Annotated in this window: 11 protein-coding genes; 4 read left to right on the forward strand and 7 right to left on the reverse strand. The window is 61.4% G+C overall.

Annotated elements, in window-relative coordinates; all coding sequences use genetic code 11:
* Positions 1-8: 8 nt before the first annotated feature.
* Both IGW04_RS17530 and IGW04_RS17535 read right to left on the reverse strand, forming a co-directional pair.
* Positions 9-4697, reverse strand: coding sequence for a glutamate synthase-related protein (locus IGW04_RS17530; RefSeq protein ID WP_194714375.1), 4689 nt, complete (start codon positions 4695-4697; stop codon positions 9-11).
* A gap of 152 nt (positions 4698-4849) precedes the next feature.
* On the reverse strand, positions 4850-5575 hold the full coding sequence (locus tag IGW04_RS17535; protein ID WP_194714376.1) for a transposase: 726 nt from the start codon (positions 5573-5575) through the stop codon (positions 4850-4852).
* On the opposite strand from IGW04_RS17535, the gene IGW04_RS17540 reads away from it, so the two are divergent.
* The 3 genes from IGW04_RS17540 (at position 5574) to IGW04_RS17550 (ending at position 7394) form a co-directional block, all read left to right on the forward strand.
* Positions 5574-5810, forward strand: coding sequence for a hypothetical protein (locus IGW04_RS17540; protein ID WP_194714377.1), 237 nt, complete (start codon positions 5574-5576; stop codon positions 5808-5810). The genes IGW04_RS17535 and IGW04_RS17540 overlap by 2 nt on opposite strands.
* 32 nt (positions 5811-5842) lie before the next feature.
* Positions 5843-6418, forward strand: coding sequence for a PEP-CTERM sorting domain-containing protein (locus tag IGW04_RS17545; RefSeq protein ID WP_194714378.1), 576 nt, complete (start codon positions 5843-5845; stop codon positions 6416-6418).
* 298 nt (positions 6419-6716) lie between these two features.
* Entirely contained in the window at positions 6717-7394 is a 678-nt protein-coding gene (locus tag IGW04_RS17550; RefSeq protein WP_194714379.1) for a PEP-CTERM sorting domain-containing protein, read from the forward strand.
* Positions 7395-7619: 225 nt separating this feature from the next.
* On the opposite strand, the gene IGW04_RS17555 is transcribed toward IGW04_RS17550, so the two are convergent.
* Both IGW04_RS17555 and IGW04_RS17560 read right to left on the reverse strand, forming a co-directional pair.
* Positions 7620-8576 (reverse strand): hypothetical protein, encoded by a 957-nt coding sequence (locus tag IGW04_RS17555; RefSeq protein WP_194714380.1) that lies wholly within the window; start codon positions 8574-8576, stop codon positions 7620-7622.
* Positions 8576-10036 (reverse strand): glycosyltransferase, encoded by a 1461-nt coding sequence (locus IGW04_RS17560; RefSeq protein ID WP_228527168.1) that lies wholly within the window; start codon positions 10034-10036, stop codon positions 8576-8578. The genes IGW04_RS17555 and IGW04_RS17560 overlap by 1 nt, the downstream gene beginning before the upstream one ends.
* 488 nt (positions 10037-10524) lie before the next feature.
* On the opposite strand from IGW04_RS17560, the gene IGW04_RS17565 reads away from it, so the two are divergent.
* Positions 10525-10716 (forward strand): hypothetical protein, encoded by a 192-nt coding sequence (locus IGW04_RS17565; protein ID WP_194714381.1) that lies wholly within the window; start codon positions 10525-10527, stop codon positions 10714-10716.
* 71 nt (positions 10717-10787) lie between these two features.
* Here the strand turns inward: IGW04_RS17565 and IGW04_RS17570 are convergent, their stop codons facing one another.
* The 3 genes from IGW04_RS17570 to IGW04_RS17580 form a co-directional block, all read right to left on the reverse strand.
* A complete protein-coding gene (locus tag IGW04_RS17570) occupies positions 10788-12125 on the reverse strand; it encodes an HlyD family type I secretion periplasmic adaptor subunit (RefSeq protein WP_194714382.1) in 1338 nt (445 codons plus the stop codon).
* A gap of 52 nt (positions 12126-12177) precedes the next feature.
* Complete coding sequence (locus IGW04_RS17575; protein ID WP_194714383.1) at positions 12178-13875, reverse strand: type I secretion system permease/ATPase; 1698 nt, start codon at positions 13873-13875, stop codon at positions 12178-12180.
* Positions 13876-13910: 35 nt separating this feature from the next.
* Positions 13911-15948, reverse strand: a 2038-nt coding sequence (locus IGW04_RS17580) for a cadherin-like domain-containing protein (RefSeq protein ID WP_194714384.1), incomplete at its 5' end; no start/stop codon positions are given.

Here is a 15948-nt window from a genome sequence, read left to right on the forward strand (position 1 = left end):
GTTGATCGTTAAGCCGGAACCTTGTCCTTGGCTGCCTTGGCGATGCGCGCCGCATCCATTTCGCCCAGCGCCCGCTTGTACTCGGTCGGGAACACCTTGACGAACTTGCTGCGGGCATTGGACCAGTCGTCCAGCAGGGCCCGCGCGCGGGTGCTGCCGGTGTACTTGAAGTGACGCTCGATCAGGCCCTTCAGGATCACCTCGTCGGCCTGGCTCTGGCCGCCGCGCAGCTGGCTGTGCCAGGTCGCCTTCGGCATCTTGGCTTCCTGGTCCGCGGCCGACAGCACCGGCTCAAGCGCCACCATCGACATGTTGCACTTCTTCGCGAAGTCGCCATCCTCGTCACAGACGTAGGCGATGCCGCCCGACATGCCAGCTGCGAAGTTGCGGCCGGTGGTGCCCAGCACGACCACGGTGCCGCCGGTCATGTATTCGCAGCCATGGTCGCCGGTGCCTTCCACCACGGCCACCGCGCCGGAGTTGCGCACTGCGAAGCGTTCGCCGGCCACGCCGTTGAAGAAGGCTTCGCCAGCGATCGCGCCGTACAGCACGGTGTTGCCGATGATGATGTTGTCCACGGCACGGCCGCGGAACTCGGTGTTGGGACGCACCACGATGCGGCCGCCCGACAGGCCCTTGCCGACATAGTCATTGCCCTCGCCCACCAGGTCCAGCGTGATGCCGTGCGCCAGGAAGGCGCCGGCCGACTGGCCCGCGGTGCCGTGCAGCTGGATGTGGATGGTGTCATCCGGCAGGCCTTCATGGCCGTAACGCTTGGCCACTTCGCCCGACAGCATCGCGCCAACGGTACGGTTCAGGTTCTTGATCGGCGTGATGAAGGAGACGCGCTCGCCCTTCTCCAGCGCCGGTTTGGCCTGTGCGATCAGCTTGTGGTCCAGCGCGGACTCCAGGCCGTGGTCCTGGAACTCGGCCTGGTACAGCGGGATGTCGTCCGACAGTTCCGGCTGATGGAAGATGCGGCTGAAGTCCAGGCCCTTGGCCTTCCAGTGCGACACGGCGCGCGACTTGTCCAGCAGGTCGGTGCGGCCGATCAGCTCGTCATAGGTGCGGATGCCCAGCTGCGCCATGATCTGGCGCGCTTCCTCGGCGACGAAGAAGAAAAAGTTCACCACGTGTTCCGGCTTGCCGGTGAATTTCTTGCGCAGCACCGGGTCTTGCGTGGCCACGCCCACCGGGCAGGTATTCAGGTGGCACTTGCGCATCATGATGCAGCCCTCGGCCACCAGCGGTGCGGTGGCAAAGCCCACTTCATCGGCGCCCAGCATCGCGGCGATCACGACGTCGCGGCCGGTCTTGATCTGGCCGTCGGTCTGCACGCGGATGCGGCTGCGCAGGCGGTTCAGCACCAGCGTCTGCTGGGTTTCGGCCAGGCCGAGTTCCCACGGCGTGCCGGCATGCTTGACCGAGGACAGCGGCGACGCGCCGGTGCCGCCGTCATGGCCTGCCACCACCACGTGGTCGGCCTTGGCTTTCGCCACGCCCGCGGCCACGGTGCCCACGCCCACTTCGGACACCAGCTTGACCGAGATCGATGCCTGCGGATTGACGTTCTTCAGGTCGTGGATCAGCTGCGCCAGGTCCTCGATCGAGTAGATGTCATGGTGCGGCGGCGGCGAGATCAGGCCCACGCCAGGCACCGAGAAGCGCAGCTTGGCGATGTACTCGGACACCTTGTGGCCGGGCAGCTGGCCGCCTTCGCCGGGTTTCGCGCCCTGCGCCATCTTGATCTGGATCTGGTCGGCCGAGATCAGGTACTCGGCGGTGACGCCGAAGCGGCCCGATGCCACCTGCTTGATCTTGGAACGCAGCGAGTCGCCTGCCAAGAGCGGCATGTCGACTTCGATCTGCTCCTTGCCAACGATGGACGCCAGGGTGTCGCCCTGCTTTATCGGGATGCCCTTCAGTTCCTGGCGATAGCGGTTCTCGTCCTCGCCGCCTTCGCCGGTGTTGGACTTGCCGCCGATGCGGTTCATCGCGATGGCCAGCGTGGCATGGGCTTCGGTCGAGATCGAGCCGAGCGACATGGCGCCGGTGGCGAAGCGCTTGACGATTTCCTTGGCCGGTTCGACTTCCTCCAGCGGGATCGCACGGGCCGGGTCGAGCTTGAACTCGAACAGGCCGCGCAGGGTCATGTGGCGACGCGACTGGTCGTTGATGATCTGGGCGTATTCCTTGTAGGTGCTGAAGTTGTTGGCGCGGGCCGAGTGCTGCAGCTTGGCGATCGCGTCCGGCGTCCACATGTGGTCTTCGCCGCGCACGCGGTAGGCGTATTCGCCGCCGGTGTCGAGCGCGTTGGCCAGGACCGGGTCGTTGCCGAAGGCCAGGCGGTGCAGGCGCAGCGCTTCCTCGGCCACTTCGAACACGCCGATGCCTTCGACGTTGGATGCGGTGCCCTTGAAGTACTTGTCCACCAGCGCCTTGTTCAGGCCGATGGCTTCGAAGATCTGCGCGCCGCAGTAGGACATGTAGGTCGAGATGCCCATCTTGGACATGACCTTCATCAGACCCTTGCCCACGGCCTTCTGGAAGTTGTAGATCGCCTTCTCTTCCGACAGGTCGCCCGGCAGGCCGCGCGCCATGTCGGCCAGGGTGTCCATCGCGAGGTATGGGTGGATCGCTTCGGCGCCGTAGCCTGCCAGCAGCGCGAAGTGATGCGTCTCACGGGCCGAGCCGGTTTCCACCACCAGGCCGGTGGAGGTGCGCAGGCCCTTGCTGACCAGGTGCAGGTGGATGGCGGAAGTCGCCAGCAGCGCCGGGATCGCGACGTTCTCGGCGCTCACGCGGCGGTCGGAGATGATCAGGATGTTGTGGCCGGAACGCACTGCGTCCACGGCTTGCGCGCACAGCGACGCCAGGCGCGCCTCGATGCCTTCCTTGCCCCATGCCAGCGGATAGCAGATGTCCAGCTCATGCGAGCGGAACTTGCCGCCGGTGTGCTTGCTGATCTCGCGCAGGCGGGCGATGTCGGCATAGTCCAGGATGGGCTGCGACACTTCCAGCCGCATCGGCGGGTTGATGTTGTTGGTGTCGAGCAGGTTGGGCTTGGGACCGATGAAGGACACCAGCGACATCACCATCGCTTCGCGGATCGGGTCGATCGGCGGATTGGTCACCTGCGCAAACAGCTGCTTGAAGTAGTGGTACAGCGTCTTGTTCTTGTTGGACATGACGGCCAGCGGCGAGTCGTTGCCCATGGAGCCGGTGGCTTCCTCGGCCTGCACCGCCATCGGCGACATCAGGAACTTCAGGTCTTCCTGGGTATAGCCAAAGGCCTGCTGGCGGTCCAGCAGCGGCACGTCGGCCTGCGGCGCGGCGGCTTCGGCCTCGAGGTCGTCGAGCTTGATGCGCACCGACTCGATCCACTGCTTGTACGGCTTGGCGTTGGCGTAGGTGTCCTTGAGTTCCTTGTCGTCGATGATGCGGCCGGCGTCGAGGTCGATCAGGAACATCTTGCCCGGCTGCAGGCGCCATTTCTTGATGATCTTGGATTCCGGAATCGGCAGCACGCCGGACTCGGACGCCATCACCACGAAGTCGTCGTCGGTGACGATGTAGCGGGCCGGGCGCAGGCCGTTGCGGTCCAGGGTGCCGCCGATGTGGCGGCCGTCGGTGAAGGCCATCGCGGCCGGGCCGTCCCACGGCTCCATCATGGCCGCATGGTATTCATAGAAGGCGCGGCGGTTGTCGTCCATCAGGGTGTGGTTTTCCCAGGCTTCGGGAATCATCATCATCATGGCCTGGGGGATCGGGTAGCCCGACATCACCAGCAGTTCCAGCGCATTGTCGAAGCAGGCGGTATCGGACTGGCCTTCATAGATCAGCGGGAACAGCTTCTTCAGGTCGTCGCCCAGCACGGCCGACTTCATCACGCCTTCGCGGGCGCGCATCCAGTTGAAGTTGCCCTTGACGGTGTTGATCTCGCCGTTGTGCGCCAAGAGGCGGTACGGGTGGGCCAGCGGCCATTCCGGGAAGGTGTTGGTGGAGAAGCGCTGGTGCACCAGGGCCAGCGCGGAGATGCAGCGCTCGTCCTGCAGGTCGCGGTAGTACACGCCGACCTGGTCGGCCAGCAGCAGGCCCTTGTAGACCACGGTGCGGGCCGACATCGAGGGCACGAAGAATTCCTTGCCATGCAGCAGGTTCAGCGCCTGGATCGCGTGGCCGGACGACTTGCGGATCACGTACAGCTTGCGTTCCAGCGCGTCGGTCACCATGATGTCCTGGCCGCGGCCGATGAAGATCTGGCGGATCACCGGCTCTTTTTCGCGCACGGTGGGCGACATCGGCATGTCGATGTCGACCGGCACGTCGCGCCAGCCCAGCACGACTTGGCCTTCGGCCAGCACGGCGCGCTCGATTTCCTGCTCGCAGGCGATGCGCGAGGCGCTTTCCTTGGGCAGGAACACCATGCCAACGCCATATTCGCCGGGCGGCGGCAGGGTCACGCCCTGCTTCGCCATTTCTTCACGGTAATACTGGTCTGGAATCTGGATCAGGATACCGGCGCCGTCGCCCATCAGCTTGTCTGCGCCTACCGCACCGCGGTGATCGAGATTCTTCAGAATCAGCAGACCCTGCTCGACGATGGAATGGCTTTTTTTGCCCTTGATATGGGCGATGAAACCGACGCCGCAGGCGTCATGTTCATTGGCTGGATCGTATAGACCTTGCGCGTGCATGGGGTTTCTCCACTGCTGATAAGAATTGACCGTGCAGAATAGTGCAAAGAATCAGATAGTTCAATGAGAAAAATTGGGGTCAGAGTGCAATTAAAAATATGACTCATAGCGGGTCATTTTAATTGGGGACAGAGTCATTGCGGTGCGGGCGGTCAGCTACCGGCCTTGTTTGCCTTACCAATTGGCAACGACTTGGCCGCCGGCGGCCTGCCCCGGCGCGCCGGCGTGATACGGCGCTGTATGCGTTTTTCCAGTTCCTGCTTGAAATTGTCGGACCCGAGCGGCCAGCCGCCGCGCACCGCTGCGCCGATGCGGTCGATTTCCGTCCTCGACATGCCGCGCTCCATCATTTGCCGGTACGCCGCTTCCCGTTCGAAGGGCGTATTGCCGAGTTGCCAGTACTGGGGATGGTCGGTCAACAGCGGATCGGCCTGTACGCCGGCATGATGGGCGTAACTGGACCAGCGGTAATCCACCGGCTCCGCCGCGGCGTTTTCCAGCAGCGGCCGCATTTCCATATAGCGGCAGCATTCCAGGAACCAGCCCTGCGCCTCGATGACAGTTGCCTGGTAACGGCTGCTCCACAGGGTGCCGGTGCGCCTGTACTTGCGGTTGAAGTACGGCACGTAGTAGCGCCCTATCCACTGCATCATCTTGCCCGGCCCCTCCTCGTCTGATGGCGTGATCAGTAGGTCGATATGTTCGGGCAGCAGCACGTAGGCGTGTATGGCGACGCCGAATTTCCGGCTGGCTTCGCGCAGCCAGTTCAGGTAGGCGGCGTAATCATCGCTATCGCGAAACACCGGCTGGCGGTCATGGCCCTGCTGGCTGAGGTAATGGACCTGGTGTGAAATTACCAGTCGGGGAAGTCGAGCCATGGAAGCAGGCGTGCCGGTTGGGGAAGGCGATATTGTACCGAGCATTGACCCATGGTTTCGCCTGCAGACCTCCGGGTGCCAGCGTTACTGGAAGAAAAATGAAATCCGAAAGCGATTCGTTTCCTGTCGGGAATATTTACAACTTGCTTTTTATAAATACCTTTCCATTATACAAGTAGTTGTTTTTAATAAATATTTTCTTACTGGCATGGTTTTCGCATTGATCTTCCGGTAACAGCAATACCAAACAATTAACGGGAGAAGTAAATGAACGGATTTAAAAAGGCATTTTCCGTAGCAGCACTGGTTATCGCAGGTTTCAGCACCTCTGCATACGCCGGGCTGATCAACGACACCATTACCTTGACTGGTAAATTGGATGGGACTACATCGAGCACCCAAACCAAGACCATCGTCGCTGGCACCACGCCGGAATTCATCAACATCGCCACTTACCTTAATTTCAATTTCGACCAGAATTCACTGACCATCACCGTCAATAACAATACCCCCACAAGTGCATTTTCCAGCACTCTTGGAAAGTTCGTGTTTTCGGGTTTCGATGAAACCATTACCGGCTTGACGCTTTCATCGAACTCGCCCAAGTTCAACAACTTTGGTGATACCGACTACGTTTTAAACAGCGTGACCAACACGATCAGCTTCGATTTTTCCGGCGTCAGTCCACAAAATTCGAACTCCACGCTGGTATTCAACATAGGAACCCCCGGCAGCACATCCAGCAGCAACGTTCCGGAACCTGCCACGGTCGCGCTGCTCGGCCTGGGTCTGTTGGGTGCGGCGGCAGCACGGCGCGACGCTGGCAAGCGCGCCAATGCCTGATCAGGCAGCGCTGTAGTAGATCAAAGCCCGCCGCGTGCGGGCTTTTTCGTTTTGACATGCCTTGTTTTTCTAGTCGTGCGCCAGATACAGAAAGCAGCAATTGCTTGGCTAACGACGAAAGGCATCCGCTTGGCTCCCACCATCCTTTCCCGCCAGTCAACCTTACTTGTCGGTAATATTTACAGTTGACTGCCAGTTTTTGGCAGTGAAAATGTAATCCTATGTTTTTAAAGGGAAATATTTCCTGGCATGAACGTTGCTAAAAAGTAAGCAGTTCAACTCTTTTCCGGGAATAAAAATGAAGACACGTAATCTAATTGCTGCTTCGGTTGTTGCCCTCTCCGCTTTAGTTTCCACTGCGGCTAATGCAAGCGTCATTTACTACTTTTCCAACCTGGGTCAGTACAACGGCCCAGCGGTTGCCACCACCAGCTACTTTGCTACCGCAAAGTTTGAAGATAATGGAGCCAACACGGTCAAGCTCACCATGACAGTGGCTCCGACTTTGGACGCAGGCAAATATGTCAATGATTGGGCATTCAATTCGAGCGTTCTTATTACCGGTGCTACTCTCTTTGGCGCTGCCAACCCTCCAACGAACGTCGCTGCCAGCAGCAAGGAATACGGAGACAACGTTGTCAACAATTTCGGCGGAGCTCCAGGTGGAGACTTCGACCTGGGCTTTCATTTTTCAACGGCGAATCCTGGCCAGCTTCAGAGCGGATCTTCCACCTACACCATCACCGGCGCCGGCCTGACAGAAAATAGTTTTAGATTAGCAAACGAACAAGGTCTGTTCAATGCCGTCCATGTGCAGGGAAATGGCGCAAGCTCCTATTTCTTTGGCACGCTTGAAGAGGGCGGCGGCCCGGGCAACGGCAACATACCGGAACCTAGCACCGTGGCTCTGCTCGGCCTCGGCTTGCTCAGTTTCGCGGCTAACCGCCGTCGCGCAGCGAAAAACAAGAAGGCGTAATCAGCTTAACAATTGAGCGACGCTTGCTACGGGCCTGTCTTCGGACAGGCTTGTTTTTTATGCGAGCCGTCTGTCAACACGAGAGATTACGAACGGAAGCGCGCAAGCAGCGCAAGCCATACGTTTTATCGATGCAGCAAGGGTAGTAAGGAAAAGCTGGTGCGATCCTGAGTGGCGCACGGGCCAGCACGCACTCTGGCACCATCGCCTCTCATGAAGCCATCATCAGAACCTGATCACCCAATTCGCCTGAACATACCGATACTGGTAATCCGGCCCGCCAAACGAGGCAGTCCGCAGATACCCCGCCCGCAGATCCAGCCGCTGCTGTCCGGCCAGCGGGCTACTCAGCCCGAACTCCAGCAGACGCGACGGCCCGCTCGGCGTTTCGGCGATGCTTTGCGTGCCGGCGCCGGCCAGCACGCTGCCGACCCAGCCGCTGTAGCGATAGCGCCACCCGGCCAGCAGCATGTTTTCCTGGTAGCGCTCGGGATTGAAATAGCCGCGCCGGGTTTCGTTGGGCGTGCTGTCGTAATGGCGGAAGCGGTACTGGAAGGTCAGGCCGAGGTCGAGGTCGGGCTGGAACACCGCCCTGAACCGTGCATGCCGGCGGTGATTGTCATCGCTGAAGTCCTGGTAACCCAGCGTGCCGATCAGGGTGACCTTGGGATGCGGCTGATGCTCCAGGCTGCCGCCGACGAAGGTGAAATGGATGCCGCGGTCGAGCGCGGTCCTGGTCTCGACGAAGTCGCGGTTGATGAAGAACTCGGCCGAGGTGCCTTTCGCGATCGGCAGCAGGTAGCTGCCGTCGGCCGTCAGGAGCGTATGGCCGCCCTGCGACATCGCGCCGGCTTCAAGCTGCCAGGTGCGTATGCCGGCCGCCAGCGGCCCCCTTGCTGCAAGGGCAAGCTGCTCGCCGCTCCTGGACCAGCCGTCCTGACTGAACTCATGATGGCGGTAGCGCAGGCCGGTGGCCGCGTCCTGGGCCTGCAGCGACGGGAAGAAATCGACGCCCGTCCTGCGGGTGTTGAAATGCTCATTGTCGTTGGCGGCGAAGAAGGTCGGCCCGGCCGCCATGGTGGACGCGGGCGGCTCGGCATCGGCGGCGATGGCGCCGGCCGCATGCAGGCCCAGCCCCATGAACAAAACGGAAAAACGGCGACCGCGGATTGTCATACTCATTATTTCGTGCCCCAACTCTTTTTCAATTCAAGCAATTCGGAAAGGTAGCCCAGCAGGCAGGCGGGCTGCAGGAACACGCTGTAGGCCAGCGTGTACGTCAGAAAGCCGGCGATGTTGCGCCGGACCGTCAGGCCGTTGGCGTCGAACATCTTGCGGCCGATGGAAAACATCAGGATATTGATCAGCCCCGCCAGCGGCAGCAGCACCAGCGTCATCGGTCCGGCGATGAAGTAATAGCCAAACAGCGCGGCCACCAGGCCGGGCAGGAACACGATGGTAAAGATCAGGTCCAGCGCCGGGAACAGCACATTCCAGTAGACGAAGAAAGTCGACAGCCTGGGCGCGACCAGGATTTCCGGATGCTGCTTGAAAGCCTCGATCATGCCGCGCGACCAGCGCTGCCTTTGCCGGATGAACTGCTTCAGCGTGGTGGGCACATTGGTGAAGGCGCAGGCATCCTCGCAGAAGCCGACGCGGTGGCCTTCCTTCAGGATGGCCCAGGTCAGCACGATGTCCTCGCCGACGCACTCGGGCCAGCCGCCGGCCTTTTCCAGCACCGCCTTGCGGTACAGCGAGAACGCGCCCTGCGCCACCAGCGTGCCCTGGAACAGCGACTGGATGCGCTTGATGCAGGCGATGCCATGGAAGTAATCCCACTCCTGCGCCTTGGCCAGCCAGTTCAGGCGCGAGTTGCGCACCAGGATGCAGCCGGCCACCGCGGCCGTATGCGGCGGATCGTTCAGGTAGCGTTCGACGATGTTCTTCAGCGCGTCCTTGTACAGATAGGAATCGCCGTCCACCGTCAGCACCAGCGAATGCCTTGCCTGCTTCAGCCCCTGGTTCAGCGCATTGGCCTTGCCGGCATTCTTTTCCAGGTCGACCAGTTGCAGCCATGGGTAGTCGGCCTGCGCGCCGCGCACCAGCTCGGCGGTGCGGTCGGGCGAGCCGTCGTTGATCACGATGACCTGCAGCCGGCCAGGATAGCCCTGCTTGGCAATGCTTTCCAGCGTGCCCAGGATGCTCTCCTCTTCCTTGTAGGCCGCGATCAGGATGGACAGCGGCGGATAGAGCGATCGCAGCGGCGCGCGCGGCGGCCGCCGGTCCAGCACCAGTGCAGCGACCATGAAGGCATTCATGAAGCCGGGAATGATGGCGATGCCGGCAATGATGGTATAGGCCAGCGGATAGCCGATATAGGCGGCCAGGTCACGGGTCCATGGCATCGAGAGATAGACCGACAGGGCGGCCCAGAGCATGGAGAAGGCCACGGTGATGGCGAACTTGGTCCGTACCGACAGATAGAATTTGCGGCCTGCTGCCGCCGGGGCCGCCGGCTTTTCAAGCGGCTGCACTTCCGGCTGCGGCAAGTCGTGCGGCGCGAGCAGGTCGAGCGCCTCGGCCCTGAAGGACAAAGGCGGCAACTGCGTTTCCTTGTTTTTTTCTCCGATGGCAGTGTTCATGACTGCTTCGCTCCAATTCGAAACCGGATAGGCATCCAACACGGCGCACCGGATTTTGTTTCCTTGTATCATATTTCCTGTAGGAACTAACAGTATATTTACTTACAGGAAACAATATTTAACGAAGGTGCGTGTGGTTTCGCAACAGGAACGAAGGATGTTTGCAGGTTGTGGAACGAGGTCGGGAGCGGGATGCACGGCATAAGCCGTTATCGAGTGGGGAGAGCGTCGCTACCGTAGGGTGTGATACCCGAAGGGCATCACACCGAAGTGGCGCAACAGCGGCCTCGTGCGACGCCCGGCCCTTGCCGGCGAGACGGTGCGATGCCCTCCGGGGTATCGCACCCTACGGAGGTCACGGATCGGATAGCGATCCGCATGGCATCCGGACATATCGATTTCCGCAAACCGTGATCGCCTTGCCGGGGAAAACTGCGAACCGCGCCTCATATACTTCCTGCCTTCTCGGCAATCAGAAGAAACAAGGCATGAAACCGGACGACAGCAGCGACACCCTGGTTAACCGGCTGGCCCAGCTTGAGCTGCTGGTGCAGGTCCAGAAGGAAGAGATTCGCAGGATATCGCTTGAGCGCGATCTGTTTGCGGCATGGTATGACGCCACGAAGGCAAGCCCGGCCCGGCCTGCGCTCCGGGCGGCCGCCGAGGCATGCTCGTTCTGAGGCTAGCGGCGGCGTCCTTTCAGCTGCGCTCCGGCCGCCTCCCGGACTCCCCACCTCGGCAATCCCGCGCCTCAGCGCTCCCGCGCTGCGCGTCGCATCACCTGCGTGACAGGTTCAGCCAGATACTGCAGCGGCGTGCGCTCCTCTCCCTTGAGATAGACCTCGGCCGGCATGCCTGCCAGCAGCTTGAGGTCGCCGGCGCTGCTCAGTGAAGCCGGGTCGGCTTCCACCAGCGCGGTGTAATACGGTACGTTCGTGGCGCGATCAACCAAGCGGTCCGCTGAGACATAGACCAGCTTGCCATGCACTAGCTGTGTAGTGCGGGCCTTAAAGGCGGTAAAGCGGATATCCGCTTCCTGGCCCTTGTGAACCCGGTTGATATCTTCAGTGCGGATTCGTGCTTCGGTTAGCAGCCGGCTATCATCCGGCACGATGTCCGCGATCGTTTCGCGCGGCGGAATGACCACGCCCGGCGTCGCATATTTCAGGTCCATCACTTCACCATCCGCAGGCGCAACGATGACTTGGCGCGCAGATGCGTCGATGGATTTACGCTGCTCCTGCTCTATTTCGGAGACACGCGCGGCAGTGACTTTAAGCTGGTCGCTGGCCTGCTGACGATACTCGCCTTCCAGCGAGCGGATCTTCAAATCGGTGTCGATCATGCGCTGTCCGGCGCGCACCAGTTCCGAGCGCCGCTCCTCGAGCTTCACGCCATAATCAGCCACGATGCCTTCCAACTGCGCAATGCGGGTAGCGGAGATATAGCCATCCTTTAGTAGCTTGCGGTTGTTCTCCAAGTCGTTTTTCTGGAACCCCATCGACTCCGTCGCCTGCTTGATCTGGGCTTGCAGGAAGACCGTCTCCTCGGCGATTTTTTCACGCTGGGATCGCAGCAGTGCTACCTGCCCGGTCAAGGCCAGACGCCGGGTCTGGAACAGGGACTGCTCTTTTGCCACCTGCGCCTGCAGCCGCGCATCGGTTTTCGCCCCTGCCAACACCTCTGCTGGAAAATCCACGGTTTTTGCCATGGACTGCTCCGCATCCAACCGTGCCAAGCTGGCGCGCTCAGCCAGCACCCGGTAATCCAGCCGGTTCCGATCCGCATCCACCCCAACGTCACCCAGTACCAGCAGCGGCTCGCCCTTTTGCACCCGCTGACCGTCACGCACCAGCACCTCGCGCACGATGCCGCCTTCAGCATGCTGCACCGGACGCCGGTTTAGGTCGACCTTGACATACGCCGGCGCCACTACCGCCGATGAAAGCGGTGCCAGCGCCATCCACGCCAGTACCGGCAGCAGGCCTCCCAGCACTACCACACCGCCCCAGCGCGCCAGGCTGCGCGCCTCGTCGATATGGGGAATCAAATGGTCATTGGCCGCATCGGCCCGCATGGAAATCGTCATGCTGCTCTCTTCTCTATTTCACTTTGTCCGGTTGATCTGCGAGTGCTGCCGCCTACGCGGCGCCTTGCGCGGCACGCGGCATTGCCACCACCTGCGCGCCGGCCGGCTGCCGCATCGCCTGCAGCACTTCTGCCACGGTACCGTAGTGCTGGGCGCGGCCGGCTTCCAGTACCAGCATCTTGTCCATGTGCTGCACCAGGGTGCTGCGGTGAGTCACCACGACCACCGTGACCTCGCCTTTCAAAGCCTTAAGCGCTTCGCCCAGCGCCAGTTCGCCAGCGCCGTCGAGGTTGGAATTGGGTTCATCCAGTATGAGCAGCTTGGGGTCGCCATACAGCGCCCGCGCGAGGGCGATGCGCTGCCGTTGGCCCGGCGACAACATCACGCCGGCGCTGCCGATCACGGTGTCGTATCCATCAGGCAGAGCCAGCACCATGTCATGAATGCCGGCGCGCTGCGCGGCGCGCACCACTGCAGCCGGGTCCGGCACGCCCAGCCGCGCAATGTTTTCCGCGACCGTGCCGGCAAACAGCTCCACGTCCTGCGGCACATAGCCCAGCCATGGCCCCAGTTCCTCGCGATCCCATTGCGCCAGGTCGACGCCATCGAGCCGCACCACGCCGGCGGCCGGCTGCCAGAGGCCGGTTAGCAGGCGCACCAGGGTGGACTTGCCGGCGCCGCTGGGGCCGACGATGGCCATCGCCTCGCCCGGCTCCAGGCTCAGCGACACCCCGGCCAGTATCAGCCGTTCACTCCTGGGCGGCCGGAACACCAGAGCGCTGGCCTGCAGCCTGCCGCTCGGCGCCGGCAGCTTCATCCGCTGCGGCTGGCTGTCGACGGCTTCCAGCAGCGCGCTGGTGCGGGCAAACGCCAGCCGCCCTTCTGCCAGCACGCGCCAGCTGCCGACGATCTGCTCCACCGGCGACAGCGCCTTGCCAAGCAGGATGGTGGTTGCCACCATGATGCCCGGCGTGCCATCGCCGGTGATGACGAGGTAGGCGCCCAGCGACTGCATCAGGATCTGCACCATCTGGCGGGTGGCGCGGGTCAGTGCAGCCATGGCCACCGACCTGCGTGCCGTGGGCCGCTGCAGTTCGGTGACCCTGGCATTGAGCGCGCGCCATTTCGCAATCAGCGCGCCGCCCATGCCCAGCGACTGCACCACTTCCGCGTTCTGCATCGAGCTTTCCAGGTAGCGGGTCGACCTGGCCGCTTCCTGTTGCAGCGCCTCGATGTTCTTGCGGGTGATGCGGTCATTGAGCACGGCCAGCGCCAGCATCAGCGCCGCCGCGGCGAGCGCGGCCATGCCCAGCACTGGGTGGGCCAGCCAGATCACGGCGATATAGACCACGGCCCAGGGCGTATCGAACAGCGCCAGCAGGCCCTGCGCCGACAGCAGGTTGCGCAGGGTAGCCACGTCGCGCAGTCCTTCGGCGCTGCCCTGCCCCGCGTTGCCGGCCGAGCGGGCAAGCATCACCCGCGCCACCACGGGCGAGAGCTGCTCGGCCACCATGTTGCCGGCCACGCCCTGCAGCCGGCTGCGCAGGTAGTCCAACAGCAGCGACAGGCCAAGCGCCACCGCCATGCCCAGCAGCAGCACCAGCAGGGTCTCGCGGCTCTGGCTGGTCAGCACCCGGTCGAAGACCTGGAGCATGAACAGGGCCGGCGCCAGGAGGAGCAGGTTGGTGAAGAAGGACAGCCCGAACACATGCGCAAGCGGGCGACGCAGAAGCGATAGTAGCGATTTCATCGAATCCTCGGATACGGGCGATAACGTCAAAGCCATTAGCCGAGCTTGAAGTCGCTGCTGCTCACGGTGCCTGTCGAACCAGGCACATCGATGTGGCCGAACAAGACCTTGGCCTGCCCGCCGCTGCCATCGGTGTCGTAGAACAGGTTGCCGGTGGCCGTGTCATACAGGATGTGTTGATTCCCGTTGTTTGCATCACCGCCTAACGACGCGAGGAAGTTAGCGCCGTTTAACGTACCCGATGTGAAATTCGATGCCCCGAAAATCGCGGCGCTCAAACTGATGTTGTCGACGCCCGCCTGGAAGTCGCCGATGGTGTCGACATTTGTCGACGCGTTCAATGTGGTATCGAAGAGGAATGTGTCGGCGCCCTGGCCCCCGAACAGCAAGTCTCCCCCTGCTTCACCGCTGAGCCTGTCGTTGCCGCCGCCGCCAAATAGCAGGTCGTTACCCGCGCCGCCCCTGATCGAATCGTCGGCGCTCGAGCCGGCAATGATATCGTTGCCAGGGCCGCCAATCAGCGACGTCGCGAGATTGTAGGCGCTATTTTTCAGAAGATCGTAGCCGGCAACGGTGCCGCCGTTGGTGAAGGTCATCGTTTCGATCGTGGAATTGGCCGAGTACTGGTCCAGGACGGTAAGGTGAACCGCGTCTGATGCACCGCTTACACCTTTGAACTCCAAGTTGTCACTGAAGCGCTCAAAGCTGAAAGCACTGAAGGAATTAGGATTTGTCGTTTCACTAATTGTGTCCGTGCCTCCACCATCCTTGATGGAAATGTTGCCCTCGTTGATGGCGATTGAATAGGAACTAGTACCTTGGCCGGACGGTGCGACATCTCTAATGTCCGCGGTGACGATGAAGCTCATGGTATTTGGCACTGGGTCCAAATTAACGCCACCGTTGCTGGAGCCGCCATTGTCTTGTACCTGAAACGTAAAGCTAGTAGGCGTGCTAGGAGTGTTGTTGTAATTGTCGGCAGGCACAAACGTCAACTTCCCGGCGGCGATGTCGGTGGCAGCAACAAACTGACCTACTGCAAGCGTTAAATTGTTAAATAATAACGTGCCAGTGGATATCGTCGGCAGAGTCGTAATTTTTACCGTGAAGAGACTATTAGCCGGGCTGTCGTTTGGATCAGTAAAGCCAAAATCGTTGATCGTAAACGTATACCCTTTGTCCTCAATAATGGTGATGGAGTTGTCCGTTCCGTTAGGCGCATCGTTGACTGCTGCCAGGGTGAAGCTTTCGGTAGCAGCAATGTCGCCGCCATGACCGTCGACCACGCTGTAGTTGAGATTGACTTGACCGTTGAAGTTGGCCGTCGGCGTGATGGTGTAGGTGCCGTTTCCATTGTTGACGAGCGTGCCGTTGCTGCTTGTCAGACCAGCCACCGACAGCGCGTCGCCATCGGCATCACTGAAGCCCTGCAGCAAATTCGCTGCGCTGACGGTGTAAGCGGTGCCCTCGGTACCTGCAATCAAAGTAGCCTGGGCGCCAGACAGGACCGGTGCATCGTTGACCGCTGCCAGAGTGTAGCTGCGGCTGCCGCCCAATGAACCGCCATGACCGTCGACCACGCTGTAGGTCAGATTGACTTGACCATTAAAGTTGGCCGTCGGCGTGATGGTGTAGGTGCCGTTTCCATTGTTGACGAGCGTGCCGTTGCTGCTTGTCAGACCAGCCACCGACAGCGTATCGCCATCCACGTCACTGAAGCCCTGCAGCAGCTGCGCTGCAGTAACGGTGTATGCGGTGTCTTCGGTGCCTGCAGCCAGAACAGCCGTGGCGCTGCCGGTCACTGCATCGTTGACTGCTGTCAGGCTGAACTGCTGGCTGGCTGCCACTGTGCTGTCGTTACCGTCGGTGACGCTGTAGCTGAGCTTGACTTCGCCGTTGTAGTTCGCGGCGGGCGTGATGGTGTAGGTCTGGGTAGTTGCATCGTAGGCAACCGTGCCGTGGTCGGCTGTAACCGCGCCAGATACGCTCAGCACCTGGCCGTTGGTAGCAACGTCCACATCGCTGAAACCTTGCAGCAGCTGTGCTGCGGTCACGGTGTATGCAGTGTCTTCG

It is taken from the genome of Noviherbaspirillum soli (genome assembly GCF_015352955.1).
Classification (GTDB): Bacteria; Pseudomonadota; Gammaproteobacteria; order Burkholderiales; family Burkholderiaceae_D; genus Noviherbaspirillum_A; species Noviherbaspirillum_A soli.

Excerpts from the sequence above, each read along its gene's own strand:
- IGW04_RS17530 (WP_194714375.1), bottom strand. The coding sequence starts at position 4,697 with ATGCACGCGCAAGGTCTATACGATCCAGCCAATGAACATGACGCCTGC.
- IGW04_RS17540 (WP_194714377.1), top strand. The coding sequence starts at position 5,574 with ATGGAAGCAGGCGTGCCGGTTGGGGAAGGCGATATTGTACCGAGCATT.
- IGW04_RS17535 (WP_194714376.1), bottom strand. The coding sequence starts at position 5,575 with ATGGCTCGACTTCCCCGACTGGTAATTTCACACCAGGTCCATTACCTC.
- IGW04_RS17545 (WP_194714378.1), top strand. The coding sequence starts at position 5,843 with ATGAACGGATTTAAAAAGGCATTTTCCGTAGCAGCACTGGTTATCGCA.
- IGW04_RS17550 (WP_194714379.1), top strand. The coding sequence starts at position 6,717 with ATGAAGACACGTAATCTAATTGCTGCTTCGGTTGTTGCCCTCTCCGCT.
- IGW04_RS17555 (WP_194714380.1), bottom strand. The coding sequence starts at position 8,576 with ATGAGTATGACAATCCGCGGTCGCCGTTTTTCCGTTTTGTTCATGGGG.
- IGW04_RS17560 (WP_228527168.1), bottom strand. The coding sequence starts at position 10,036 with ATGAACACTGCCATCGGAGAAAAAAACAAGGAAACGCAGTTGCCGCCT.
- IGW04_RS17565 (WP_194714381.1), top strand. The coding sequence starts at position 10,525 with ATGAAACCGGACGACAGCAGCGACACCCTGGTTAACCGGCTGGCCCAG.
- IGW04_RS17570 (WP_194714382.1), bottom strand. The coding sequence starts at position 12,125 with ATGACGATTTCCATGCGGGCCGATGCGGCCAATGACCATTTGATTCCC.
- IGW04_RS17575 (WP_194714383.1), bottom strand. The coding sequence starts at position 13,875 with ATGAAATCGCTACTATCGCTTCTGCGTCGCCCGCTTGCGCATGTGTTC.